The organism is Providencia sp. LY12, assembly GCF_057621555.1.
The window spans coordinates 673,761-698,461 of the sequence record NZ_CM172594.1 but is presented as its reverse complement, the minus strand read 5'-3'; the positions used below and the strand labels follow the sequence as shown (position 1 = coordinate 698,461).

General features: G+C 45.6%; 22 protein-coding genes. 7 read left to right on the top strand and 15 right to left on the bottom strand.

What is annotated here, in order from left to right; all coding sequences use genetic code 11:
- Nucleotides 1-25 precede the first annotated feature (25 nt).
- From ACY3ZI_RS03080 to ACY3ZI_RS03050, 7 genes are all read right to left on the bottom strand, one after another.
- Nucleotides 26-3,046 (bottom strand): anti-phage-associated DUF1156 domain-containing protein, encoded by a 3,021-nt coding sequence (locus tag ACY3ZI_RS03080; RefSeq protein ID WP_487375959.1) that lies wholly within the window; start codon nucleotides 3,044-3,046, stop codon nucleotides 26-28.
- A gap of 119 nt (nucleotides 3,047-3,165) precedes the next feature.
- Nucleotides 3,166-4,248, bottom strand: a complete 1,083-nt coding sequence (locus ACY3ZI_RS03075) for an anti-phage-associated DUF3780 domain-containing protein (RefSeq protein WP_487375958.1) — start codon at nucleotides 4,246-4,248, stop codon at nucleotides 3,166-3,168.
- Between the two features lie 45 nt (nucleotides 4,249-4,293).
- Nucleotides 4,294-7,419 carry an anti-phage-associated DUF499 domain-containing protein gene (locus ACY3ZI_RS03070; RefSeq protein WP_108717267.1) on the bottom strand — a complete coding sequence of 1,042 codons (3,126 nt, stop codon included), beginning with the start codon at nucleotides 7,417-7,419 and terminating at the stop codon, nucleotides 4,294-4,296.
- Nucleotides 7,403-7,612, bottom strand: coding sequence for a type II toxin-antitoxin system antitoxin (locus ACY3ZI_RS03065; RefSeq protein ID WP_024008846.1), 210 nt, complete (start codon nucleotides 7,610-7,612; stop codon nucleotides 7,403-7,405). Before ACY3ZI_RS03065 ends, ACY3ZI_RS03070 begins: the two co-directional genes overlap by 17 nt.
- Before the next feature lie 71 nt (nucleotides 7,613-7,683).
- Complete coding sequence (locus ACY3ZI_RS03060; protein WP_024008847.1) at nucleotides 7,684-7,983, bottom strand: hypothetical protein; 300 nt, start codon at nucleotides 7,981-7,983, stop codon at nucleotides 7,684-7,686.
- A gap of 73 nt (nucleotides 7,984-8,056) precedes the next feature.
- On the bottom strand, nucleotides 8,057-8,965 hold the full coding sequence (locus tag ACY3ZI_RS03055; RefSeq protein ID WP_487375957.1) for a 3'-5' exonuclease: 909 nt from the start codon (nucleotides 8,963-8,965) through the stop codon (nucleotides 8,057-8,059).
- Nucleotides 8,966-9,370: 405 nt separating this feature from the next.
- Nucleotides 9,371-9,607, bottom strand: a complete 237-nt coding sequence (locus ACY3ZI_RS03050) for a hypothetical protein (RefSeq protein ID WP_487375956.1) — start codon at nucleotides 9,605-9,607, stop codon at nucleotides 9,371-9,373.
- On the opposite strand from ACY3ZI_RS03050, the gene umuD reads away from it, so the two are divergent.
- Both umuD and umuC read left to right on the top strand, forming a co-directional pair.
- Nucleotides 9,606-10,055: a translesion error-prone DNA polymerase V autoproteolytic subunit gene (gene umuD / locus ACY3ZI_RS03045; protein WP_487375955.1), complete on the top strand. Its 450-nt coding sequence runs from the start codon at nucleotides 9,606-9,608 to the stop codon at nucleotides 10,053-10,055. The genes ACY3ZI_RS03050 and umuD overlap by 2 nt on opposite strands.
- Before the next feature lie 7 nt (nucleotides 10,056-10,062).
- Nucleotides 10,063-11,331: a translesion error-prone DNA polymerase V subunit UmuC gene (gene umuC / locus ACY3ZI_RS03040; RefSeq protein ID WP_487375954.1), complete on the top strand. Its 1,269-nt coding sequence runs from the start codon at nucleotides 10,063-10,065 to the stop codon at nucleotides 11,329-11,331.
- A 10-nt stretch (nucleotides 11,332-11,341) separates the two neighbouring features.
- Here umuC and mobI read toward each other — a convergent pair whose 3' ends face one another.
- A complete protein-coding gene (gene mobI, locus ACY3ZI_RS03035; RefSeq protein WP_201284758.1) occupies nucleotides 11,342-11,767 on the bottom strand; it encodes a conjugative transfer protein MobI(A/C) in 426 nt (141 codons plus the stop codon).
- Between the two features lie 482 nt (nucleotides 11,768-12,249).
- On the opposite strand from mobI, the gene ACY3ZI_RS03030 reads away from it, so the two are divergent.
- Genes ACY3ZI_RS03030 through ACY3ZI_RS03020 form a run of 3 tightly spaced genes read left to right on the top strand, consistent with a single transcriptional unit; the run spans nucleotide 12,250 to nucleotide 14,739 of the window.
- Nucleotides 12,250-13,224 (top strand): ParM/StbA family protein, encoded by a 975-nt coding sequence (locus ACY3ZI_RS03030; RefSeq protein ID WP_008305551.1) that lies wholly within the window; start codon nucleotides 12,250-12,252, stop codon nucleotides 13,222-13,224.
- 2 nt (nucleotides 13,225-13,226) lie between these two features.
- Nucleotides 13,227-13,496: a hypothetical protein gene (locus tag ACY3ZI_RS03025; protein WP_032194327.1), complete on the top strand. Its 270-nt coding sequence runs from the start codon at nucleotides 13,227-13,229 to the stop codon at nucleotides 13,494-13,496.
- Between the two features lies 1 nt (nucleotide 13,497).
- On the top strand, nucleotides 13,498-14,739 hold the full coding sequence (locus tag ACY3ZI_RS03020) for a tyrosine-type recombinase/integrase (protein ID WP_024015921.1): 1,242 nt from the start codon (nucleotides 13,498-13,500) through the stop codon (nucleotides 14,737-14,739).
- 16 nt (nucleotides 14,740-14,755) lie between these two features.
- Here ACY3ZI_RS03020 and ACY3ZI_RS03015 read toward each other — a convergent pair whose 3' ends face one another.
- The 4 genes from ACY3ZI_RS03015 to ACY3ZI_RS03000 all read right to left on the bottom strand — a co-directional run bounded on the left by ACY3ZI_RS03015 (nucleotide 14,756) and on the right by ACY3ZI_RS03000 (nucleotide 18,843).
- Complete coding sequence (locus tag ACY3ZI_RS03015) at nucleotides 14,756-14,950, bottom strand: helix-turn-helix transcriptional regulator (RefSeq protein WP_000127614.1); 195 nt, start codon at nucleotides 14,948-14,950, stop codon at nucleotides 14,756-14,758.
- 121 nt (nucleotides 14,951-15,071) lie between these two features.
- A complete protein-coding gene (locus ACY3ZI_RS03010) occupies nucleotides 15,072-15,986 on the bottom strand; it encodes a nucleotidyl transferase AbiEii/AbiGii toxin family protein (protein ID WP_025516074.1) in 915 nt (304 codons plus the stop codon).
- Nucleotides 15,987-15,994: 8 nt separating this feature from the next.
- Complete coding sequence (locus ACY3ZI_RS03005) at nucleotides 15,995-16,831, bottom strand: type IV toxin-antitoxin system AbiEi family antitoxin (RefSeq protein ID WP_049874721.1); 837 nt, start codon at nucleotides 16,829-16,831, stop codon at nucleotides 15,995-15,997.
- 941 nt (nucleotides 16,832-17,772) lie between these two features.
- Nucleotides 17,773-18,843: a tartrate dehydrogenase gene (locus ACY3ZI_RS03000; protein WP_211886745.1), complete on the bottom strand. Its 1,071-nt coding sequence runs from the start codon at nucleotides 18,841-18,843 to the stop codon at nucleotides 17,773-17,775.
- Nucleotides 18,844-18,939: 96 nt separating this feature from the next.
- On the opposite strand from ACY3ZI_RS03000, the gene ACY3ZI_RS02995 reads away from it, so the two are divergent.
- Nucleotides 18,940-19,884 carry a LysR substrate-binding domain-containing protein gene (locus ACY3ZI_RS02995; RefSeq protein WP_211886747.1) on the top strand — a complete coding sequence of 315 codons (945 nt, stop codon included), beginning with the start codon at nucleotides 18,940-18,942 and terminating at the stop codon, nucleotides 19,882-19,884.
- The gene (locus ACY3ZI_RS02990; protein ID WP_211886749.1) at nucleotides 19,884-20,789 is read left to right on the top strand and encodes a helix-turn-helix domain-containing protein; all 906 of its coding nucleotides are present in this window, start codon (nucleotides 19,884-19,886) and stop codon (nucleotides 20,787-20,789) included. The genes ACY3ZI_RS02995 and ACY3ZI_RS02990 overlap by 1 nt, the downstream gene beginning before the upstream one ends.
- Before the next feature lie 63 nt (nucleotides 20,790-20,852).
- Here the strand turns inward: ACY3ZI_RS02990 and ACY3ZI_RS02985 are convergent, their stop codons facing one another.
- The 3 genes from ACY3ZI_RS02985 to ACY3ZI_RS02975 are packed head-to-tail and all read right to left on the bottom strand — an operon-like array spanning nucleotide 20,853 to nucleotide 24,424.
- Nucleotides 20,853-21,806 carry a PDR/VanB family oxidoreductase gene (locus ACY3ZI_RS02985; RefSeq protein WP_211886751.1) on the bottom strand — a complete coding sequence of 318 codons (954 nt, stop codon included), beginning with the start codon at nucleotides 21,804-21,806 and terminating at the stop codon, nucleotides 20,853-20,855.
- 17 nt (nucleotides 21,807-21,823) lie between these two features.
- The gene (locus ACY3ZI_RS02980) at nucleotides 21,824-23,272 is read right to left on the bottom strand and encodes an NAD-dependent succinate-semialdehyde dehydrogenase (protein ID WP_487375953.1); all 1,449 of its coding nucleotides are present in this window, start codon (nucleotides 23,270-23,272) and stop codon (nucleotides 21,824-21,826) included.
- A 24-nt stretch (nucleotides 23,273-23,296) separates the two neighbouring features.
- Nucleotides 23,297-24,424 (bottom strand): aromatic ring-hydroxylating oxygenase subunit alpha, encoded by a 1,128-nt coding sequence (locus ACY3ZI_RS02975; RefSeq protein ID WP_211886755.1) that lies wholly within the window; start codon nucleotides 24,422-24,424, stop codon nucleotides 23,297-23,299.
- Nucleotides 24,425-24,701 lie beyond the last annotated feature (277 nt).

The window sequence follows — 24,701 nt, the reverse complement described above, 5'->3', positions numbered from 1 at the left end:
CTTCTCATCTTTGTTGACACCTTTTTTACTGGCCGAGCGCACGCATATTCTTCAAGCGCGCACCTAACACTTCAGCGGCATCGCGAGTGGCTTTTTCTGGGGCCTTTTTCTCAATAAAGGTCAACATGTCGATCAGTATTGGCCGGACCTCCATAAAGTCTGGCAAGTCTGCTTGTAATTGACTGATAACCGTCTGCGGCTCTTTCTCGTTGAGTATTTGTTGCAACCCAATAACTAGGTGACCTAGCCAAGTGGAGCCGATTTCAGTGCTATCTGTCAGGTCGCGAGAAGCAAACTCAGGAATCCGCTTCAGTTGTGCCTTGTTGGCAGTCATATTGCCCATTACCCGACCGTAATCTTCAACGCGGAAGGCTTTGGCAAAGTTCTGGTAGTTGTCGAGCTTAGAGGCGCCGGTGGTTTCAATGTCCATCATGCGCAAATAGAAGCGCTGAATGCCGTTGATCTTTTGCCAGGTATCGGCAGTTAAACCTTCCGGCACCAGCAAACTGTTTGCGGCTTCGGCGGCTTGTTGCACGATCTCATCCACAACCGTCACTTCTCCCTTGGTGCGTGGCCGCAGGGCAAAGCTAGTGACATCCTCACCGCCAATATGGGTGTAGGATGTTAGTACTTTGAGTGCTGCCGCATAACCGGCCATTTGCAGATCAGAATCGTTGAAAACAGGCTCACCCAGCTTGTCTTTCACCTCATCATTCAGGTGCATCATGGTTTCGATCTGGCGCTTTACCTCCGCTCGCACAGCGGGGAGCAGTCGCTGCTTAAAGCCCGCGTTTTCGCCGGCAGGACGCTTGCGTAACATCAGTATCACCGTACCTTGTACATAACCGCCTTTTTTCAGCTCGGTACTGGTTTCCGTGGCGATGTACCATGCGCCAACAACCTGCAAACCGGATGCCCAGAAAATACCAATCATATCCGACCAAACGCCGGTATCCTGGTGGGTGAACATCACGCATTGCATGCCGTTGTCGGGCATGTGGTCCGCCATGGCTTTATAGGCGTTGACCATACCTTTGCGGAAGTCGTCACCTGAACCTTTGATGGCTAGGGCGCGGCGCGAATCCCAGGTCCATTCATCAAATGGTTTGGGTGGGGTCTTACGTAGCCATGCGATGAAGTACTCGGTGATTTCGTGATAATGAACTGCGTCGGCATATGGTGGGTCAGTTATGTAAATGTCGTTATCTGCAACAATGTCTTTAGCTTCGTGACTTTGTATTTGGAAATGCGAAGTTATATTTTCTTCTTTGGCTATGCTCGCCTCAAATAAATCTCTAAAGGCTGATATTGATGCTCTGCAGCCGTAGTTATAAAAAGTATTCAAGGCCATGTTGTAGAATACATCCAACGCCAGATCGTGGCCGATAGCAGGTGACCACCTAGACATTTTTGACTCTACATTCAATATTCTGCAGAGCAATATGCTGAAATAAGCCTCATTTTTTCCTTTGACCACTTCGCGGTAAATTGCATTGATGAGCAGGTGCCGTGGCATATACATGTGGTGCCAGTGAGTCCAACCTCTGGTTCGGATTGGTTCTGCTGTTTTATCTCCGGGTTCAATTTCCATATCCGGAATTAGTCCATTCAATTGCCATTCAGAAATTTTTTCTGAAACAATTTTTTCGACCTTATGTTCACGATATAAATCTTGAGCCGTTACAGCTCTAAAATAAGTTATCTGACGAGGGCTATTAACGGTTTCCTTAGTTATCCAATGAATCGCATACAGTCTTTCTTGTAATATGTCATCCGGACTTGGCTTGAATTCTTCTTTCGCCCACAGTCTAAGGTTATTCCTTGTTATTCTTTCATCCCTATAGTCACCTCTGAGAGTTTTAATTGGTGTTTTATAGGTTTTTCCATCGAGCTTATAAGTCATGGCGCCATCAATGATGGTAGGCTTGTCAAGTTCATCAAGCTCAGCAGCTGACGAGGCTTCGTGCAGCTCTATATTGAATCTTTTTTGATCATAATTAGGCTTGAGTATCGCGACAACCTTTCGATTTTTAGAGACCACCCAGCTTGGAGAAAGAGGAATCATCCAGCCTGTTTCGGGACATTTTGCCTCTAAGCAGTACAAATAGGCTTTAGCGCGATTACCTTCTTCGTCGGTTTCTATTCCAAGCGCTTGGATTTTTTCATCTACTTCTTTTGCAATTTCAGCTTGTAGCTTTTCTATTTCCTCTTTCTGAGATGGTGACCCGCCAATTACCTCCAGTGCCCCCCAGGTCAGCATAAGTGCAACTGGGTTTAAATCAGATGCGTATACATCGCATCCTAATCTGGCTGCTTCAAACGGAATTGAGCCACCACCACTGAAAGTGTCAGCTACTTTGGGACGGTGCCCATAGCGAAGTTGACCAAGCTGCTCTATCAGTTCTTGATGTGATTTGGATTTAATGCTGAGGCTTTGATAATGTCGATTGACGCTGGACCAAATGTGTTCATAGAGCCACTCCTGATCTACTTCTTCCGGTCTTTTGCAAAGACTTGCCTTTGCCTCGTAGCCTTCGACGGTTTCTAAATAGTCACGATAAATAGCGAGCTTTTCATTCTCTTCAATGTCGCGACGCCAGCGCAGCTTTAAACCGAGCGCATCGCTATTGATGGGAAACTGCAGAGTATCAATATCATTGAAATTAGCGTCAGTGACTTTGACGTTGTGACTAAAGTAATCCCAGGGATTGTGCAGCTGAATACGTTCTGCGATTTCTGCGGGTTTAATGTCATTTTGAATGAGCGCGCGCTTAGCGAGGCTTTCGATATCAAAGCCCATTAGCATTTCGAATATTTCAAGATCTTTTTCAGTGTCTTCGGTTTGAGGTAGCAGCGTGCCGAGCACTACGGAGCGAACAAGGATCAGCGGCTTTCTACCTTTCCAGTAGGACCCCAAACCTGTAAGCGTTTGACCAAGATTGGCTTTGCGTTCTTTTTGCGCTTCGAATGATATTTTCTGCGCGGGATAGACCGCTTCAATGAGTGCGGGCGCATCCTTGAGTGCGAATGGTGTTAGTTCTGTCATTTAATATTCGTCTCCAAACATACTGAGCAAATGCTGATTTCTTGCTCCCGCTGTTTTTCGTTTAATTTTATATTCTTCAAAAGCCAAAAGTGTTTTCTAGCTATTGCAACGGCGGTTGTTCAGGCCTTTTTGCCATAGCCTAAATCTTTTAGGCTATGGCCTTGCAAATCTTTCCATGCATCCATGCCGCTGCGCGGATTACCAGCTATTACACAAGCGGCAGCACTGGGGCTTTTGAACAAATAATCTTGTGAGAAAGAATAAACTTCTCCTTGTTGAAGCAATATTCCTTGTTCAAGCATCTGTTGGCGTAAATCTCTAATAGCAGGACGTAATGATTTGGCCATTGCGATGTTTGCGGTAGACCCCTTTTTCACTAAAAACTCAGAGCTACTCTTATTGCCAACAGGAAGTCCGATCGCTTTGGCATGCTTTGCTTCAAACAGAAATAAGTTTTCTTCGCCTATCGCTAAATCATCTTGGTCAAGTTTGGTGCTTGCATGAGCTAATGGCAGCAAAGGGTTGTCATTCTCAGACGAGATATGAAGCAATAAGTCAGAACCATTATTGAGTTGCTTCTCGCCATAGGTTTCTGATGTTTCTTTAATATCTTTTGCTTGTGTCACTTCACGAGAATAATTAGTGCCTTTGCTTTGGGAAAATTCTACCTGTTCAGCCTGAACAATATCACCTAGGGCATGACGCAGTGCAATACGCCAACCGACGTCACGGTCTTCTGCAGATCCTGTGCTTCTTGCTGTCATACCGAATAACCACCAGCGCTCTTCCGGTACTAATGCCAACCAGTTACGCACAGCAACTGGAATATTTTCAACATCCATTCCTTCAATGGCCCATGCTAGAACACATAGCTCTTTGCCCAAAAGGCGATCAACGACGTTTTCTCCTACTTGCCATGAGCTTGTGTTTAAGCCATAGCTTTTCAGCCTAACATTAAATGTACGCTGGACTTCTGAGCGTATTGCTGTCCAACGGGAACGATCAAGCAATACCCTTTCAATCATGGCAAACTCGTCACTTTGAGCTTGTAAGCCTAAGTATTCATTAATTTGCACTTGACCGTTATTTGATTTGGGAATGATAACTTTAAAGTGATGTGGATCGCTTGTAGCGGGCACACCAAAGCCCAGCGTCGCATGCTTCACCGCTGTATTGCTTGTCTTTGATGGTGCCTTTGCCATATTTATTGCCTCTATTTCTTCAAACGTGTCGCTCAAATGCGACGCTTACTCGTCCTGAGCAATGTCTCCAGGTTTTAACTCAATACCAACTAATTTGGCGAACTCTTTTGCTTCAAAGCCGTTCTCAAAATCGATGCCGTCTCTGACTGCAATTGAGACATTGGCATCTGCTTCATTCAGTACATCGCGCAGGCTATTAACGGTCGCCTCGATCATAGCGGCGGTGATCTGCCGTTCGCCAAAGCGAATACCCACAGTGTTTTCACCTTCGCCAATCTCGATACGTACACCTTTGAAACGGGTGTTGGCCTGATCTTTAAAGCGGTTAATAACCGTGAAGACTTTGTCCGTTGTATCCAGTGGAACACGCTTGCCGCTGTTCAGGCGCGCGGGCTTGGAGTCATCAATCTGGACTGTTTTATCGCCGCTATGTGGGATCTGGAAGTCGGCTGTTTTGGTTGCTTCACCTGACTTTGCATAAACCAGCAATCGGGCCGCTTCCGAACCCACTTCGAACGGAGCGGTGTAGTGTTGCCCGTCTTTGGGGTTTGAACCATCCAACGTGTAGAACATGTCGGCTTTCGGTGTGCACTGTAGGGTGACCTTACGCTTATCGGCGGATGGTTCAATCTGGTGTCGCACCTTAAGGTCTGCCACCCAGCGGATGGCTGGTCCAGTCTCGTATTTTCCTGTCGGATCGGCGACCTTGAAATACAGCGTGCCTTCCGCAGTGCTGAAGTTTTCCAGATCGTCAATCTTAGGGTCGGTCTCGAGAACTTCAGGTTTGGTTGAGTAATAGATAACCGGACTCTCACCCGCATTACGCGGTGTTAGGCTGATTAGCGACTCTCCCGTATCAGGGCTGGTTCCCAACAGCGAGACGTTGACACTGGTTTTCTCTTTCGGGAATGGGCCTTTTTCAATATATCCGTCTTCGCCCAAGCGCCAGCGACCTTGTTTCAGGGCCTCGGTTTTTAAAGTATCCATGCCACCGCTACCCGGCATCCAAGGCCAGCCCGGATTGCATTTGGCGCGGTTGACGACATCTTTCCATGGGGTGCGACGGTTGTTCGCACCAGAAGGCCACAGTTCAGATTCGGCCATAGCGAAGTACTGCCCGAAGTCATCTTTCAGATCAGCGGCCAGTTTGTAGTTAGCCCGTGGGTCAGCCATCAGGTTTTCGATTTGTACTTCAGCTGATTGATCACCTTCACCCACTTTCAAACCATTGTCTATGGTAACTTTGAGCAGTCGTTCAGAGCCATCGATCTCATCTATACCAGGGAAAAGAATGGTGTTGTAAGCGGCGGAAAGTGCCTTGGTAAAGCGGCCTTCCGCTTCTTCGAGTCGGTCTCGAGCTTCTTCAAATAAAGTGTCGCCAGACTTGAGACGTTTCTCTATCTGCTCAATAGCATAGAGCTCGCGCAAGCGTTCTTCCACCGCATCGGCCATGATGCTGTCTTGGCCAGTAAGCACCAATAGATTGTTTTTTTCTTGCTGGAACTCGAAGAAGTTGATGAGTTCATTAGGTGGTACTTTGCCATCTGGCTTTATCACAATCAGTACACGAGGACCACTCAACTTGAGTTCGTCCATACGCGGAAGAATCTGCACTTCCTGATAAACGTTGCGCCGATTAGGTTGAAGAATTCCCTTGAGCCGGTTAATCAGAGCTTGATCAATTTTGGGCTGGGGAATTTCCTTAGCGTTACGCTCTATCTGGCGAGAGAGGTTTTCGGTTTCTTTAATAAAGAAACGCTGGTCTTCACGGTGTAAGTACCAAGCTTGCTCACGCAGCTTTTGAAGGGCTTCTAAGAATTCATCAGCTTTACGGTTAGGCGCAGCCAAGAATTCAATTACTTCACTTTCTGACAGGCCAATGCGCCCTCCCACAGCACGTGATAGTGAAGATGCCAATAGCAGTGTCATTAATTGACTGGCGGCATCGTTGCTTTGTTCGGCATCGATGCTTTCCGCAATGGAATCACCTTTATCTGCAATATCTCGAGTAACAGCTGGAATCAGTTTTGGCGAGATACGTTCAATCTCGTCTTTAACTTGTTCGTCATTTAGGTCTAGATGCTGAGTGCCTACTAGGAATACGTCATCTGTTTGGCGTTGCTCGACGCTTTTCAGCAGGCGAGCGGTAAACTGCATCAAGCCGCGTGTTTGACGGAAGCCTTCATTTTCTTTAAAGAGCGCAACCAAGTGCTTGAACGACGGGTGGAAGGGATAGGTCTCTCTCACCTGTTCGGCAATTTGCTCGATGCTGGATGCAATGATGTAGCCACCGTCTTCCGCTTTCTTTACTTGCTGCGCATATTCCTCAGCGACATCGCTGATGGTTTGCTCATCCGGAAGTTCATCAATAAGACGCTTTTTTAAAATTTCATAAATTTCATTACCTGACAGTTGCACCGGGGTAATGGTCATCGACTGCCTGCGGGTTTCTTGCTGCAGATTAGAAATAGCTTCTTTTAGTGTTTTGGTTTGCGCACCATAGCTGCCAGATAGGTTGGCAATGACGATACAGCAGTTAGGCAGCTCAAGTGCTGCACTCATCAGCGTGCTTAGACTGTAAACCACCATATTAGCCAAGGTGCCTGAACCATAGACCTGGGTGCTGGCGTTATCGAGGTAAGGTGGCAACTCGTCGATCATAATCAGCGTGGGAGTATCACCGATGATCTCTTTCCATTTTTGCTGGTCAACTGATTTAGGTCCGTTGATCCAATGAGGTTTTATTTTCTCTGCTTCACCTAGTTGAGTAGCAATTTCGCCCCAGATGTAGTTGTCGGGGTTATTACGACCATTAAAAGCAGCAATTCGTGCGTTGCCAAAATCCAGTCGCTCGTTTAAATCAGCAGGTAACACATCAGGGCGCAGATGGGCATGTTTTGCCAGCAAGCCTAGGGCAATCATCATGTGGGTTTTACCACCACCCATGGCTTGTGTAAGTTCAAACACTGCCTGGTCTGATTTGCCTGATAGGCGAAGCATACCCTCGCGGAAGAGTTGCTCCATACCATGAGTAACATAGTTGCGAGAGAAGAACTCTTTACCATCACCTGCGTCGTTAATGAGATCAGCCAGGTTCTCAATTCCCTGGCTCATTCGATAATCCTGGATCACAGGATTAAAACGACACGCCTGCTTAACTGTCTTGATCATGCTTAACGCTCCCACGTTGATCTGAATCTTGGGCTTGCTTTATGGCTATACCATTTTTCTCGCAATGCTCTCGGATGAGCACTTCTATCATGTTGGCGATAGAGCGGTGTTCCGCTTGCGCAGCTGCTCGCAACGCCTCCTTCAAGTCAGGATCGACTCGGATGGTAAGCGTCGCAGTTTTGATGGTAGCCATTACACTCTCCCAGAATGCCTGCAAATGTACTGCATATTACATTACAGTATTGTAATCAACAAGGATAAAATTTACGGTGTAATTAACTTATAATTCCCTATTTTTATTATTTTTTTGGAATAAACCATCACACCAGTATTGTTATATTTATCCTTGATAGACATCTCCCGAATGCGCCTGGCGACTTCTGCCTGTGCTGGTAGCAATGGCAGCATCCCTTCAGCAATCGCGTCCGGTGCAGACTCTTGGCCACAGGACATCAAGTGCTTCCATGGATCTTTAAGAAAGCGCTCGAACGTGATGCCAAATTCAATGATGCGGGCAGAGACGAAGATTTCGCCCCAGTATTCAATGTAGGTGTCTTGGTACATGGAAAGATTCCTCTTATTGGTTAAACCATGAGTTCACTTTCCATTTTCCAGAGGTTTTCAAATATGCAAGAGGCTATGACAAAGCTTTAAATCGATTGCGGGCATCTTTGTAGTCATAGTGGGCATGTTCTGAGCCACGATGATACAAATCATCCAGGTAAGTTTGTTCCTGCGGCAACTCGTCTTCGCTGATTTCGCGCCACCAATGTTTGTTGGCTCCTTTAACGCCGTCATGCCAACGGTAACCACGTTCTTTTAAATAGTCCTTTACGTCAAACGGCGCACCAAACGCACGAACTAACACAGTTCGCCTGTCTGCTTCAGACAACAAGCTTGCAACGGACTCGGGCAACAAATGAAACAGCCAGGCCATCGCCAAACAATCGGTTGCAGCTCGGTGTCCTTCATAAAACCAACCTAAGCGAAGCAGCAGGTACTCAAGTTTTCGACTTTCAAAACCCAGCGCCTTCCAATCTATGCCACTGGCTGAACAGGCCCAAGATAGATGGCCTAATGCGGCAAACCGCTTTTCAAAGAAAGGACGATCAAACTGTGCATTGTGCGCAACCACCAGCGGATCATCGGATAACCAACTCGCAACCATTGCATCATCAATGCGCTGGCCTTGCACCATCTCATCGGTGATACCGGTTAACTCGGTAATCAGTTCGGGGATTGGCTTGCCGGGATCATCATACAGGCTGATCACATCAACAATAGACACAATCCGCTTAGCCGACGGGCTGTAAAGCACCTTAACCAAACCAAGCTCAATAATGGACTCGTCATCGGCAGACAGTCCGGTTGTCTCAGTATCGAGCAGCACCATTGGCTGTTCATCACCGACCATGGGAGATAGTTCAAGTGGCCAGGACTGCGGCTCACGCGTTAATGGAATACGCTCCAGCAATCTAAAATCTTCTGGCCTTTCTGGGATATCCGCCAGGCGCTCTAGCGGAAATGGCGCAGGGGCTCTTGTCATTGATGGTTCCTCTTCAATTCTATTGTTCGCTTTGGGTTATTTCACTGTGCCACAGGTTGTACAAAATGCACCTTGGATACCTCAGCGTTTTTTTAATCTTTCTACTGGGTGAACCCATGTATGAAGGCTTTGACTAAGCCTTTCAGAAAGCCTTAGCTAAACCGTTTAGGTAACCCTTACCGATACCCTTTACGTATGGCTTAGCCAACCCCTTTTCAAACGGTTGCAAAAGGCTTGAACTGAGTTCGACTGAGCATTTTAATGGTGCTCCTAACTTCGCTTTAAGTCAGTAAATTCAATACGAAGCAGAATTTTACTAACTGTTTTTAAACCCTTTGCAAAGGGTTCAACAAGCCTTGTCTGACGGTTACTTGACCCATGCGTTAACCAGTAGCAGTAACAGGATCAGTAACAGAAACAAGAGCAGTAGGCAGAAGCAGTATTGTCCAAGCCTTGCAGGCTTTGACGAGGGCGAGCAATCCCCACATCAAGCTTTTCAACACAAAAAAATAAATCACCGACAACACAGCGTCTTACTCGAACAACTACAGTTTTACCTACAATTTTACTTGTAGAAATCAGCATAGCATTAGATACTGTATAAACAAACAGTATTAAGTATGATTTTTCGAGGTTCGTCATGAGTGTCTCGCTGATAGGCCTTAGCGGCGCACTTGCCTTCATCAAAGCAAAGCGCCTTCGTATTCCATTGTTCATGGAACGTGTTTCTGCTGGTTTTCCCTCACCAGCGCAGGATTATGTTGAGCAAACGCTCGACCTCAACGAGCTGTGCATCAAGCGACCGGCTGCAACGTTCTTTGTGCGTGTTGAAGGTGATTCAATGATTGATGCCGGGATTCACGCGGATGATATTTTGGTGGTTGATCGCTCTGTCCAAGCAGAACAAGGTGACATTGTCATCGCTGGCATCCATGGTGAACTCACGGTAAAGGAGCTTCAACTAAGGCCGTGCGTCAAGCTGATCCCAAGAAACCAGGCGTATGAACCCATTCATATTCCTGAAGGGACAGAGTTAGAGATATTTGGTGTGGTCACCAATGTGGTGCGAAACATGCGCCGTAAGTCGTGACGATCCCATGCCTGTATTTGCCTTGGTGGACTGCAACAACTTTTACGCCAGTTGTGAGAAGCTGTTTCGTCCTGATTTAAAGGATACGCCGGTTGTGGTGCTGTCCAACAATGACGGCTGCGTGGTTGCACGGTCGCGTGAAGCTAAGTTACTCGGTATAAAAATGGGCGTACCCGTCTTTCAGATCAAATCTGAAATGCAGCGCCATGGCATTTTGGCATTTTCGTCCAACTACGCTCTGTATGCAGATTTGAGCAGTCGAGTGATGCGCACTTTGGAGGAGATGGCACCACGAGTAGAGGTTTACTCTATTGACGAAGCGTTTTTGGATTTAACCGGTATTGAGTCTGCCATATCTCTTGTCGAGTTCGGACAACAAGTGCGAGAGCGCATAGGCCACTGGATTGGGATCACCGTTTGTGTAGGCATTGCACCGACTAAAACACTCGCCAAACTGGCTAACCATGCAGCCAAGAAGTATCCAGCCACTCAAGGGGTTGTAGACCTGACCAATCCAGATCGGCAACGTCGATTGCTCTCATTAGTCCCACTTGATGATGTTTGGGGCGTTGGTAGACGGCTTTCTAAGCGTTTAAATGCGTTGGGTATCACCACAGCCTTAGACCTCGCCAATGCCTCTCCTAGAGCTATCAGAGACCAGTTTTCGGTGGTTTTAGAGAGAACCGTCAGAGAGCTCAATGGTGAGTCGTGCATTGAACTTGAAGAGATCCCGCCAACTAAGAAACAAATCGTCTGTAGCCGTTCATTTGGCGTAAAAGTAACGCACTTTGAATTGTTACGTGAAGCCGTATGCGAATACGCAACCCGTGCCACTGAGAAGCTTCGCAAAGAACAGCAGCAAGCCAAAGTGATGACCGTGTTCATACGTACCAGCCCCTTTAAGGACAACGAGCCGCAATACAGCAACTCCGCATCGGGCGAGTTGTTGATACCCAGTTGTGATACGCGGGATTTTATCGAGCTGGCCAATCACTTGCTCAAGCGGATTTGGAAGGATGGTTTTCGTTATGCCAAAGCTGGCGTCATGCTGTCTGACTTTTACGATCCAGGCATGTTTCAACCAGGACTATTCGATGACGTATCGACCCGCTCTAATAGCCAACAGTTAATGTCTGTATTGGACACCATTAACCAAAGTGGTGCCGGAAAGGTTTTCTTTGCTGGACAAGGTACGAAGAAAGATTGGTCGATGAAGCGAGAGCATTTGTCTCCCGCCTACACAACACGCTGGGACCAGTTGCCGCGAGTGAAGTAGCGCAGTTAACTCAATAGGCATTCACTCTGCGACGCAGCATGTTGAGCTTATCAACTTGGCGTCGAATATCACTGAAGAATTCTTCTTTCTCCATGGCCAGCGCTAACTCCCATTCTTTGGCCAAACCTTGGCAGTCCAAAAATGAGTATCTCAGCTTCGTCTTTGAGATACGAAGCCCCTTGCTAAATACCACGCGCTTGCCTCGTTGACCGTGAAAACTGTTGATGTACCACTCTATGCCAAAGCCATACTTAAAGTCTCTGATACGGACACCAAGCAGCCCCCAATCTTTAAAGGGCGCATTTTCGCGAACCTTGTAATGGGTAACCCAAAAGTCATCAACTTCAGCTCGTGCCAGCGCTTTTAGCCTGTCTGTTTCTTGCTGAAGTAAATCTGATACCTCTGCTTTCCATTGTTCATTGACGATTTCTACCAAACCAATTTCCCCATCCAATTAACCCCAAAAGCCAAAACCACTATCCGTTTGGCTTTTGGATCGAAACGCCAAACGTAAAACTGCCGTAACAATCGCTGTTTGGCGTCTCGATATAAATCAACTCGCGCAATCCCATACCTGACAAGGGATACAGGTCGATTTCACTTAAAAACGCCTAAAAAGACGTATTGCCATGAAAATACAAACCGTTTGGCAAGTTCAGGCCAGAATGCAAACGACGTTTGGCGTCTCGATTTTTTTGGCTAGGTTATCCGCCGCCAAACAGAGCCTATTCTCATACTTTTGCGAAAATGCAATAGGCAGATAGATGAAAGGATTTGTCACCTTTCTGCCCACCGCCAGTGCACCGAATCCTGATAATGACATTTGAGTGAACCGCCAGAGCACTTGGAAATGCCCAAGCATGGCCAGTGCGGTTGATTGAAAACCGTTAGAGCACTTTGAGTGCACAGGAGATAAGTATGTTTGTACTAGGCGTAGATATCGGTTACTCAAACCTGAAGCTGGCAATTGGCCAATCAGGCAGTGAACCGAAAACCATTATTCTGCCTGCGGGTGCCGGTCCTGCGGATCGTATGCCAGAGCGTATCGGTGGAGGCGATGATGAAACTTGTTTGTATGTGTCAGTCGATAATGAGCGTTGGGCCGCTGGTGTTCCTGCTGGACGCCTTCAAGGCTGGGAACGAGAGCTTCACCCGGAATATCCCACCACAAAAACCTATAAGGCACTTTTTCATGCCGCCTTGTTAATGGCTGAAACTGAGTCCATCGATTTGGTTGTCACTGGATTACCGGTTTCCCAGTTTCATGAACCACAACGCAAATCTGACCTTGTGAAGCGTTTAAAAGGTGTCCATCAAGTGACGCCTAAGCGCAGCATCACAGTTCATGACGTCAAAGTGCTGCCGCAGCCTGCCGGTGCCTATATGGATCTGGTTCAAACAGGTGGTGATTTGGGCTTGATTGAAGAAGGTCGCGTCGTCGTCATAGATCCCGGCTTCTTTTCTGTTGACTGGGTTGCCCTTGAGGCCGGAGAAATTCGCTACAGCTCATCAGGAACCAGTCTTCAGGCAATGTCCGTTCTACTGGAAACTATTGATAAGCTGATTTCAGAAGATCACGGTGCCAAAGTAGGAATGGATCGACTTGAAAAAGCCATGAGAACAGGAGACTTGCAGGTCCTGCTATTTGGAGAAAAAGTCGATATTTCACCTTATCTGAATGCTGCCATGAAAAAGGTAGCGCCTGTTGCTCTTACAGCCATGCGCCAATCTATGCGTGACGAAAGCATCAATGCAGACTTGGTATTGATCGCCGGAGGTGGAGCCTTGGCTTATAAGGAAGCGGCCAAGGAGATTTTTTCACGAAGCAAGATCATCGTCCCGGAACAGTCTGTTTTGGCGAACGTCCGAGGCTTCTGGTTTTATGGGGCCTGATCATGAGAGTTGTCGTCAACATTCCCCCAGGGAGCCACCCTGAACTGCTTAAAGAATTGGAAAAGACGCCACCACGGGAACGCGCTGAGCGTCTGCGGATGCTGGCCACCTTTGGGTTAATTCACATGAGCCAACCCAAACTATCCACGACATCTGTAACGGTTGATGACCATGCACCAGATGGTGACGTTACTTCCATGAGTACAGCGCCAGAACCCAAAGCAGAATCACGTAAACAATCATTAAAATCCAAACTAGGGCTGGGCTTATAACATGGCGTTATCAGTTAGCTGGCTCGATGCCAGGTTAAATAAAGAAGCAAAAGAAACCGTAGTAAAAGCTGACCGAGACGGGCTAAGTGCTCGGGTATCGCCCAAGGGCAAAATTGTTTTTCAGTTTCGTTATCGTTTCGATGGCAAGCAACAGCGGGTAGACATAGGTACTTACCCACTTATGAAGCTTGCTGAAGCCAGGAATGAGCTGGATAGGTTAAGGGCGGTACTCGACCAGGGCAGAAACCCCAAGCTCTACCTACAGCAGGAACGGGCCAAGTATTCTGCCAATCAAAGCTTCGAATCGATTTTTCGAGACTGGATAGATTCTGCCGGTAAGCAAGGGCTAAAGGAGAAAACGTGGCACTACCAAAAACGCAGCAGTGAAATATATTTGCTGCCCCGACTTGGCAAGTACCCATTAACTGACATCAATGAATTGTCCTTGCGAAACTGTCTTCGTGAGGTTTCGGAGTCGTCCCCTTCAAACACAGAACGTCTGGTGTCTGTGCTGCACAAGTTTTATGACTGGCTGATTGATGAACAAATTTTGGAAATTAACGCTGCCGCTGGGATCACTGCAAAAAAGGTCGGCGGTAAGAAAGGCAAACGAACTCGGGTGCTAAACGACAACGAAATCAGGATACTTTGGCGCTATTTGCATGAGTCAAAAATCACTGAGAAGAATCGCATCTACATAAAACTGCTTCTGCTATTGGGCGGTCGCAAGGGCGAACTCATTCAAGCTGAAAAGCATCACTTTGACTTGCAATCTGCAATGTGGACAGTGCCCATAGAGATCCGCAAACAAGGTGAGAAAATTGGAGCGCCGATCATGCGGCCATTGATTAAGCCAGCTATTGAGCTGATTGAACTGGCGATGCAGATGAGCAAATCAACCTACTTGTTTCCCGCGAACGGACAAGAAGAGCTTGCCACAAATGGCTTTGATACCACTATTCCTAACAATGTGAAAATTTGGGCTCGCAGGTCGCTTAGTGTCGAGATGGAACATTGGTCTATGCATGATCTTCGCAGAACTATGCGAACGCGAATGTCGGCCATCACGACGCAAGAAGTTGCCGAGTTGATGATTGGCCACAGCAAAAAAGGGTTGGATGCTATCTACAACCAATATCAGTACCTGGATGAAATGCGTCATGCTTACGACGTTTGGTATCAACAGCTAGAGACCATCATCGAGCCGACAGGCTTTCCGTTCAACTGGCGTTTCGGACAATAAAATAAAAGAAAGAGGCTCAGTCCTCTTTCTTCTCATACTCCTCCAAATCTTCAATGTGCCACAGCTTGTTTCGTGTATTTCGGTTGATACGAGGTTGCGGCAAGCTGCCATCTTTTATTCTTCGCCAGAGCGTCGTATAGCTAATGTGGTAACGAGCCATCACTTCGTAAGATGTTAGAAAAGGGGTTACCTGGTGCGCTACTGCTGTCATCTGCATTCTCCTGAAAATCAATGTAAAGCTATCATCGCCTGATTCATCACTTGTTGATGGTCAGAAAGATGCATGATTTGTTCAGAAGATCAGCCCAGCATAAATGCCTGTATTTTTGACATCAAACACCGAGAACATCTTTCAACTTTTCTAGGGCTTGTGTATGTTTGTCATTCGGCATTTTTGCCAAATTGATTTGTTTCCATTTAATGGCAGGAAGCTCACTGACTCCATCTAAGCCGAGTAGAGACCAATCAGGCTCTCGATTTTTAAAGGATAGCAAAAAAGACTTTTCACTATCGGTCAGGCCTTGGTGAATGAGGTCTACTAGGCGCACTCTTACGGCTTCCAGCTCCACCAACGGTACATCTGTCTCGGCCATGTTGGTAAATTCACCTTCATAGGTGGCAGTAATATCCTTAAATTGCGGACTGAGTAACTCAGCCATTGGCCGATTATGGCTTGATAAATAAACGAGTAATGCTTTACGAATTTCATCCGTTAGGCCTTCATTCTCCAAAAGCCACTTCACATCAAATAAGTCTCTTGGATGCTGTCTATCTAATGCTGCACATATCTTTCCTGCATACAAATCAGCTAGATCAACAACTGGCATTTCAACATAGCCAAATTCGTCTTCTACAGCTGCGCAAACTTCCATCAACTTTGGTTCATAAACAGTACCGCGCAATACAGGTGATAGCTCGACTTTGATCTGCACACCGTTGCGAGCAACGATCAACCTTAGAGCATCGCGTTTTGAGCGATAGGCTTCCGTTAGCTCGATGTCTTTAAATGCTATTTTTAAATCTGAGCTAATAGCATCAAGTGCATCGCAAATTTCCTGCAAGGCATCATCACGGCTCTTCATTGGCAGATACACCAAATCAATATCGACCGATAAACGAGGAAAGTCTCTGACAAATAAATTGATTGCTGTACCACCTTTGAGGGCAAAGCATTGCTGTTTGGCAACGAAAGGCAATACCTGTATCAAAAGCTGTACTTGTTTGTAATAAATACTATTTCTATCCATCGCTGAACTTATCCTTTACTTGCTAACGCCATATGCTGAGGTACGGTTATCAGATACTCTGTATCCAGCTTCCCACCTTTAGCAACAACACGCTTACCTGAGCCTAAGTCGTAATTTTCTACATTTAACTTATCAAACCAAGGATAAGCTTGGCGTTTTGCAAACCAAAAGAATAAGCGTTTGACCTTTACGCTTTTACACTCCTTTAAGAGCGCATCAAGCTTTCTTGGAGATAAGTTCACTAACCCCTGCATTAGCTCATCGGCATGTTCAAATGACACACTTTCAGGCAAATCCATCAACACTTCCAATATGGCTTTTTCCGGACATGAAAAATATACAGGTGGTAATTGCTCTCCCCATTCATGCTTTTTAACGAACGCTATATCTTGGGATAAACTATCAGGCCACAGTTTACTTGTACTATGTCCTTCGAACTTAATTGGCAATGACAGTCTCGCAAGCCAGGAAGGAAGCTTTTTCGTTGCATATAAATGAATATGAGGCGTACTTCCTAATGATAAATATTGCGATAAACCAGATATGGACAATGCTGACAATCCACCGACCACGATAGACGGAAGTTGTTCATCGACACTTTTTTCCATCATACGCTGCATTGAAGCTACTACGCCTTCCCAAGTGACTGCTCGGGAATACTGACTGTAAACACCTGTAGCTAGTAGCAACAACGTATCGGTTTTGACAGCATTATCTAACGCATGAGCACTCAAGCCTTGCTCTGCAAGCCACTTCTTTGTAGCTAACATGCCATAAGGTAAAAGAGTTTTAAGAGATTGCTTATATGACTCTTTCACCGTTTCACGTTGGGAATGACTAACCATTTCTAAACACCAAACCCTTCTTCTAGTTTATCTCTTTAGGATTTCGCGGCGTAAATCGCCGTAAAACCTAGTTTTAATAAACTAACACAACAAAGGGAAGTTTACCATTTTTTCTATTTACGGCGCATAACGCCGTATAATTGCCATTTGTTAAACCAGCCCAGCTATTAACCCAAGCGATAAAATATCAAGCCCCATCCGCAGAGGTACTTATTGGCTCAAACCTATGAATAACATGGGCTACAAGGCGGTTTGTGTCATGAATTGCAAGCAACACGCCCTACGAGAAAAATTTGTACACACTGTTTGTACACTCGTAACGATGACACATCAAAAACAACAATGATGTCCCCTTTAAATTCAAAAACTTACAAAAAAAACTAGAGATGATCGCATTTATTCCGCTTTTGTAATGTCGAAACCAAAGTACCAAAAGCAAGAGGTACTTTCTTCATCAAACCCAGTAACCACAAGACCTACAGCCAGATTTGTGTCATGAAATTTTCGCCAAAGGCCTCTAAAACGGAATTTGTACTCAAGTTTGTACACACTTTCCGAGGTTACGCTTGAACATCATTGAAAAGCAAAGAAACGAGAAAAAGACAAAAAGCCTTTAAATTCAGTACGTAGAGATGTAATTGTGGTGTGCAATGAAAGGTGGTTTTAAGCGTTGAAAGGCTGGGTGGCATCAGGGTGAGAAATGATAGCAAACGTTCTACGGGTGCTAACTTCATGGAGAAAATTCTGATCTGTCATTTAACCGTTCTTTTCGTCTATATCCAGATTTGTATGGGCATCAGGAAGAGGCTCGAGGTGGCTCTAAGCGCAGCAAATCCGTATTGTTAATCGTAATTGGCGGTTATTTTCGCAGATCTTGGGGTTATAAACAATCAGAGCCTGAAATGTTAGGTGCTCCACCCACTGGATGGAGCCCAATAAATTTACATCGACGCTGCCACTAACTGAGCAATTTCTAGTCCTAATTCTTGTGTGCTGGCATTTCCGCCCATATCGCGAGTCAAGTGACGACGTTCACGAATCGCCGTTTCAACCGCTGACATGATCGTATCGTGCATTTCTTGACAACCGAGATGCTGCATCATCATCGCTGCCGCCCAGATAGTCCCAATTGGGTTGGCAATATTTTTCCCAGCAATATCTGGCGCAGAACCGTGTACCGGTTCAAACATCGATGGAAACTGTTTTTCAGGGTTGATATTCGCTGACGGTGCAATGGCAATCGTCCCCGTACACGCAGGACCAAGATCCGACAAAATATCCCCAAATAAGTTTGATCCCACAATCACATCATAAAATTCCGGCATTCTCACTAAGTTAGCCGCAAAAATATCAATGTGGAATTGATCGACTTTCACATCTGGATACTGTTTTGCCATTTCAGCCACACGGCTATCCCAATACGGCATGGAGTGGAATAACCCATTGGATTTCGTGGCTGAACTTAAATGTTTTTTATCCCGAGAACGGGCAAGTTCGAAAGCATATTTTAAAATTCGGTCAGTCCCTTTGCGGGTAAAAATACTTTGCTGGGATACCATTTCATCTTCCGTCCCTTCATACTGAATCCCGCCAATTGCAGAATATTCGCCCTCTACGTTTTCACGCACTACATAAAAATCAATATCCCCTGGTTTTTTATCCGCTAATGGGCATTTAATTCCCTCAAATAAACGAACTGGGCGCAGATTCACATATTGATTAAACGCACGGCGGATTGGTAGTAATAAGCCCCATAAGGAAATGTGGTCAGGAACCCCCGGAAACCCAACGGCACCAAGGAAAATAGCATCAAATTTTTTCAGTTGCTCTAAGCCATCTTCCGGCATCATGCGTCCTGTACGATGATAGGTTTCACACGACCAATCAAAGTGTGTAAAGTTAAGTTTTACACCATGCTTCTGCGCCGCTGCCTCTAAAACACGTAATCCTTCAGGGATCACTTCCGTTCCAATTCCATCACCCGGAATGACTGCTATATTGAATTGTGCCATTTTCAACGCCCTTATTATTATCTATGCATGTCCTCCAGTTTATGGCTTGCTGTGATAAAGTATAGGCATGAACTGTAATCCCTAGGTTTACAAACTATGAACAAGCTACCTTTGCTTGAAGATATCCGTGTATTTGTCACCGCCGCCCGATTGATGAGCTTCTCTCAAGCGGCAGAGCAACTATTGGTATCTCCAGCCTATATATCGAAACGCATTAAATTACTGGAAGAAAACTTAGGGCAAACGCTGTTTTTCCGTAATGCTCGCGCCATTCAATTGACGCCTGAAGGGAAAATTGTTCTGCATAGTAGTGAGCGGTTACTGGAAGAATTGGAACGTATGCAGGGAGAATTACAAGCTTGCCGCGAGGAGATCAGCGGAGAGCTGCGCATCAGTTGCAGTACAGGCTTTGGTAGCACCTATCTGAATCCCTTTATTCTGGCATTACGTGCTGATTATCCTCTTTTAGGTATTGATCTGACGTTAACGGATCGATCTGTCGATATCATCAGTGAAAACATCGATCTTGATATCTGCATTGGCGGCACCATTTCGGATCAATTTATTGCACGCCGGTTAGCCCGCAATAGCCGAGTACTTTGTGCCTCACCTGCATATATTCAAAAATATGGACAGCCTTCTTTGCCCCAAGAGCTAGAGCAGAAACATTTGTGCATTACCATCAAAGAGCGCAATCAAGCTCCCGCAATCTGGAAACTAGAGCACCAACAAGAAAGCATGACCATCACACCGAATAGTAAATTAATGGTCAATAACGGTGAAGTCGCCAAACAGTGGTGTCTCAGCGGTGAAGGAATTTTATTACGTTCACTTTGGAGTGTACTTCCTGAACTTCAGTCAGGAAAATTAGTGCGCGTTCTACCACAATGGCATCAAGGTGCTGACGTTTTTGCTGTCTATTCACGTAGTTTACGTAATAGTGCTAGTCTTAGAGTTTTCATTGAAAATCTTGAAAAGTATCTCGCCACCCATTTACCACCCATCTTTGGGGATGAATATAACCAATTGGATGCCCATTAATGACCGAACCAGAGACTTTTAAAGAGCGCTTACTCAAGCTATTAAAACAGAAAAAAATGAGCCAGTTAAAAGTTGGGGAACAGCTTGGTGTTTCCCGTACTGCCGTCAATAAATGGACAAAAGGCGGCATGATTGACGAAGATAACCTCAATAAGCTGGCAGACTTACTCGATGTCGATAAGATTTGGCTCAAGTATGGTGAATATACGCAATCCCAACATTCCTTATCTGGAGTAGGCAGCACGCGCAATATCAACGAAGTGCATTTACAAGAATCGGCGGAGATCGTCACTTGGGAATGGGATTTATTGACTGGCGAACTGAATTATTCCGATAACGTTGAAGCGGTGTACGGCATAAAAATCACCACCAACGAAGATTTCTGGGCGTTAATGGATCCGGCATCCAAAGATAAGCTCGTCAATGGTTACTCCAAAATTATTAAAGAAGGCGGCGCCCATGAAATGGATTTTAAAATCAACTGGGAAGGTGACTACCGCTGGATAACATCCAGAGCCGCGGGCGTTAAAGGACCTAACGGCAAAGTCACAAAATTAGTTGGGATCAGCTTGGATAATACTGAGCGCAAAAACAATGAGTTACGTCTACGAAAAATCAAATGCTATTTTGATGTGTTACTGACACACTTCCAACATTTGGTTGCCTTTACCGACAAAGCCGGAGAAATCCTCGCCAGTAATCTTAAAAGCCAATCAACAGATATTGATTATTTAGCCTTACAGCGCCTTCTCTATCAGTTAGCCATTAATCATAAAACATGGCTCGACGATGTTATCCAAACAGGCCGTGGGCAAATTGTGTTTCAGGACAAGCAGATCACCGCCTACCATCATCTTAATGATGAGCATCAATCCTTCTTAATGTTTGAACTAAAACCCTCGTAAATATCAGCAAAAACCCCAGTGATTAAACTGGGGCTTTCCGGCTATCAACCTACACATTCGCCATCATAAATCCAACACCAGCCGTTTGCCCTTCGCTCGAGAAACACACAGCATCATGGTTTTTTGCTCCGCTTTCTCATCATCGTCAAGATACAAATCACGATGGTCGGCTTCCCCTTCCAAAATTGCCGTTTCACAGGTTCCACACACACCATTGCGGCACATACATTCCACCTTTATGCGCTTATCCGCTTCGATAACCTGCAAAATGGATTGATCTTCTGCAACTTGCAAACTAAATCCTGAGCGCTGAAAATGCACTTCAAAAGAGTCCCCTCCACTCGCCACCTCCCCAAAATTTTCAAAATGCACTCGTGCGCTGCCAAGATGCTGATTGCCCTGTTCAATGACTTCATTAATCAGTCTTTCAGGCCCACAGACATACACATGGCTATTTTTAGGTTGGGATTGGATTAATGTGGCAACAGGCATCCGTTGACCTTGGGATTTATCATAAGTGTGTAAACGGGAGCCAATACGCGCCTGCAATTCATCAACAAACGCTGCCGTCGCTTTATCACTGAACCCGTAATGAAGCTCAAAATCCATTCCTGAGTGCTCAAGCTCATACAAATAGGATAAAAATGGTGTGATCCCAATCCCTCCTGCGATCAAAATATGTTTACTGCTCTGCTCTTGTGCTAATGCGAAAAAATTTTGCGCAGGGGATAAATAGAGTGCATCCCCCTGCGCAATGTTATCGTGCATGAAAACAGAACCCCCTTTCGAGTTTTGATCACGCAAAACAGAGATACAGTAACGTTCGCACTGCTGAGGGTCGCTTATTAATGAATAAGCACGTTGTAGCCCAGTTTGCTCATCCATGTGAACCGTGACATGGCTACCCGCGCTAAACGGGTTAAGTTGTCCTTCTTGCGCCACGAATTCGAACATTTTAATGGTTGGGCTGACCTGTTCAATTCGGCTAACATTCACCGCTATTTTTTGTTGGCTCATCACAGTTCCTTTTTCCGTTACGCGATATCAAGGCACAAATATTTGATGCTTAAATAATCATCGATACCATAATGGGAGCCTTCTTTACCTAGCCCCGACTGCTTAACCCCACCAAACGGAGCCACTTCGTTTGAAATCAAACCGGTATTGATCCCAACCATGCCGCTTTGCAGCTTTTCAGCCACTCGGTAAATACGGTTTACATCCCGAGAAAAGAAGTAAGCGGCTAAACCATAAATGGTGTTATTGGCACGGCGGAGAACGTCACCTTCATCAGTAAACCGAATCAATGTGGCAATCGGGCCAAAAATCTCTTCATGGACGATATCCATTGAATCATCGACATCCACCAGCACTTTCGGATTGATAAAATGGCCATGCTCCTCAATTTCAGAACCTAATGTCACTCGGCGAGCACCTTTAGCAAGGGCATTCTCAAGCAGTTGGTTCATTCCATCAATCGCCTTAGTGGTGATCATCGGTCCAATATCAACACCAGCATCCACGCCATTACCGACTCTCAACTTGGCTACTTGTGCCACAAACTTTCGTTCAAATTCATCAAAAATGGCATCATGAAGATAAAAACGGTTAACGCAGACACAGGTTTGCCCACCATTACGGAATTTGGCTTGAATGGCGCTAGTGACCGCTTTATCAATATCCGCATCCTCGAAAACAATAAATGGTGCGTTTCCACCTAATTCAAGCGATGTTTTCTTGATAGTCGATGCACATTGCTCCGCTAATACACGCCCCACTTGGGTGGAACCCGTAAAAGAAAACTTACTGATCAGCGCATGTTTGGTCAGCCTTTCCCCTAAAATACGTGATTCTCCAGTCACCACGTTAAAAATACCCGCAGGGATCCCCGCTTCATCGGCAAGTTGAGCCAGTGCCAATGCGGTAAATGGTGTTTCGGTAGCGGGCTTGATGATGATACTGCACCCTGCTGCAAGGGCGGGTGCCGCTTTACGCGTGATCATCGCCGCAGGGAAATTCCATGGCGTAATTGCACTGCACACGCCAATGGGCTGCTTAATCGTAGAAAGGCGATTAGTTCCAACAGTTTGTGGGATAGTTTCCCCATAAACACGTTTTCCTTCTTCTGCGAACCACTCAATAAAAGAGGCGGCATAACGAATTTCGCCTTTTGCTTCATGCAGCGGCTTACCTTGCTCAAGAGTCATCAACAACCCAAGATCATCAATATTTGCCTCAATCAACTCAAACCAACGGCGCAAAATAATTGAGCGCGCTTTCGCAGTTAATTGGCTCCATCCCGCCATCGCGGCATGGGCTTGTTCAATGGCTTCATCAACCTGCGTCGCTGTTAGGCTGGGAATGGTGCCCAGCACAGTTTGAGAGGCAGGATTTGTCACGGGAATTGTTTTCTCCGCTTCCACCCAGCGACCATTGATATAGCAGGCTTGGCGAAATAGCGCGGCATGTTTTAACCTGTTCATCGTCACGTCTCCCATCCCTTGCGATTATTCCGTATGAGCGCCAGCCACAATTTTGTGGAAATGAGCAACACCGTGCTCACTGATCCCACTGCGTTGTCTATCAGCCATAATGCGCCCTTGACCACGATATCCACGGGAACGCAGACCTTTTTGTACACTTTCCACCAAACGTAAATCTTCAGGGCGGAATACCGTGCGGTACCATTCCACTAAATTTTTCTGATATTCAGTCAGCTCTTCATTCAGGAAATAGATATCGTAATGCTGCAATGTCTCGCCCGCATTCACAGGGAATTCATAAATCACCGTCATAAAATCGCCGCCAGGAGGCATATTGAACATGGTGCTTGGCCAAATCCAAAAACCAAAGAAGCGCGGGTCTAATACTGACTCATCGAACTGATAAGAAGATTCAGATGGCTTGGCTTTGCCGATTTGTACCGTCCAATTATCTTTAAGCAAATGCTCATACACATTCACATCCACCGAACTGGCAAAGCTAACGTGGTTAGTCGGGCAGTGATAGCATTCAATGTAGTTATCAACGATGGTTTTCCAGTTAGCTGGAGTATGGCTAACAAAACGCGCTGCTAATTTCAGGTCATTGATAACCGCGCACGCTTCTTCCATTTTTTTTGCTAAACCAGGTAGCTGCTCTTCAATTGGCTGAGGCTCACCGTCCGTCAGGTTTACATAGATAAAACCTGCGTGCTCAGTCACATGGAAAGAACTTAGTGACATCGCATCCGCTTCAAAGTTATTCACGTTTTCACAGTTGGTTGCATGCGCCAACTTCCCATCCAACTTGAATGCCCAGGCATGGTAAGGGCAGGTAATCACATTTTTCATTTTCCCGCCATCACCACTGATTAATTGATGACCACGGTGTGGGCAAACGTTGTAGAAGCCGCGCAGAACATCATCACGACCACGAACAATCACAAGGCTTTCACCGATTAATTGGCGAGTAATATAGGCATTTTTTTCTTTTACTTCGCTCACATGACCAACACAAACCCATGAGTTAGCAAAGATTTTTTCTTTTTCAAAATCAAAAATGTCTTCGGATGTGTAATAACGTGCAGGGATAGTCCATGCATTATCTATATCAAGGTGATCATTAATCGAAATGACTTTAGCTGCATTGCTCATAATTGCTCTCTCTTTTTGTAAACTTATAGTTAACATATTTTAGGCGGATGTTAACGAAGATCGCAATAATGATCAAACAAAATCTCAGTAGTTTTTATAAATAAAATTATTAACATTTCAATTCAATCAGTTGAGACATAATTCAATAATTACAATGTTAATGTTTAGTTAATTAGTTGTTGACTGGGTAATCTTTGCATGGCTATTCTCTGTAAACCCAAAGTAAGCATCACCTGCAAAATAACGACTCAACAAAAGAGATAATAAAGAAGTGAGC

What these genes read in the sequence shown, in the direction of transcription:
- ACY3ZI_RS03080 (WP_487375959.1), bottom strand. Translation starts at nt 3,046, where the DNA reads ATGACAGAACTAACACCATTCGCACTCAAGGATGCGCCCGCACTCATT.
- ACY3ZI_RS03075 (WP_487375958.1), bottom strand. Translation starts at nt 4,248, where the DNA reads ATGGCAAAGGCACCATCAAAGACAAGCAATACAGCGGTGAAGCATGCG.
- ACY3ZI_RS03070 (WP_108717267.1), bottom strand. Translation starts at nt 7,419, where the DNA reads ATGATCAAGACAGTTAAGCAGGCGTGTCGTTTTAATCCTGTGATCCAG.
- ACY3ZI_RS03065 (WP_024008846.1), bottom strand. Translation starts at nt 7,612, where the DNA reads ATGGCTACCATCAAAACTGCGACGCTTACCATCCGAGTCGATCCTGAC.
- ACY3ZI_RS03060 (WP_024008847.1), bottom strand. Translation starts at nt 7,983, where the DNA reads ATGTACCAAGACACCTACATTGAATACTGGGGCGAAATCTTCGTCTCT.
- ACY3ZI_RS03055 (WP_487375957.1), bottom strand. Translation starts at nt 8,965, where the DNA reads ATGACAAGAGCCCCTGCGCCATTTCCGCTAGAGCGCCTGGCGGATATC.
- umuD (WP_487375955.1), top strand. Translation starts at nt 9,606, where the DNA reads ATGAGTGTCTCGCTGATAGGCCTTAGCGGCGCACTTGCCTTCATCAAA.
- ACY3ZI_RS03050 (WP_487375956.1), bottom strand. Translation starts at nt 9,607, where the DNA reads ATGACGAACCTCGAAAAATCATACTTAATACTGTTTGTTTATACAGTA.
- umuC (WP_487375954.1), top strand. Translation starts at nt 10,063, where the DNA reads ATGCCTGTATTTGCCTTGGTGGACTGCAACAACTTTTACGCCAGTTGT.
- ACY3ZI_RS03030 (WP_008305551.1), top strand. Translation starts at nt 12,250, where the DNA reads ATGTTTGTACTAGGCGTAGATATCGGTTACTCAAACCTGAAGCTGGCA.
- ACY3ZI_RS03025 (WP_032194327.1), top strand. Translation starts at nt 13,227, where the DNA reads ATGAGAGTTGTCGTCAACATTCCCCCAGGGAGCCACCCTGAACTGCTT.
- ACY3ZI_RS03020 (WP_024015921.1), top strand. Translation starts at nt 13,498, where the DNA reads ATGGCGTTATCAGTTAGCTGGCTCGATGCCAGGTTAAATAAAGAAGCA.
- ACY3ZI_RS03015 (WP_000127614.1), bottom strand. Translation starts at nt 14,950, where the DNA reads ATGACAGCAGTAGCGCACCAGGTAACCCCTTTTCTAACATCTTACGAA.
- ACY3ZI_RS03010 (WP_025516074.1), bottom strand. Translation starts at nt 15,986, where the DNA reads ATGGATAGAAATAGTATTTATTACAAACAAGTACAGCTTTTGATACAG.
- ACY3ZI_RS03005 (WP_049874721.1), bottom strand. Translation starts at nt 16,831, where the DNA reads ATGGTTAGTCATTCCCAACGTGAAACGGTGAAAGAGTCATATAAGCAA.
- ACY3ZI_RS03000 (WP_211886745.1), bottom strand. Translation starts at nt 18,843, where the DNA reads ATGGCACAATTCAATATAGCAGTCATTCCGGGTGATGGAATTGGAACG.
- ACY3ZI_RS02995 (WP_211886747.1), top strand. Translation starts at nt 18,940, where the DNA reads ATGAACAAGCTACCTTTGCTTGAAGATATCCGTGTATTTGTCACCGCC.
- ACY3ZI_RS02990 (WP_211886749.1), top strand. Translation starts at nt 19,884, where the DNA reads ATGACCGAACCAGAGACTTTTAAAGAGCGCTTACTCAAGCTATTAAAA.
- ACY3ZI_RS02985 (WP_211886751.1), bottom strand. Translation starts at nt 21,806, where the DNA reads ATGAGCCAACAAAAAATAGCGGTGAATGTTAGCCGAATTGAACAGGTC.
- ACY3ZI_RS02980 (WP_487375953.1), bottom strand. Translation starts at nt 23,272, where the DNA reads ATGAACAGGTTAAAACATGCCGCGCTATTTCGCCAAGCCTGCTATATC.
- ACY3ZI_RS02975 (WP_211886755.1), bottom strand. Translation starts at nt 24,424, where the DNA reads ATGAGCAATGCAGCTAAAGTCATTTCGATTAATGATCACCTTGATATA.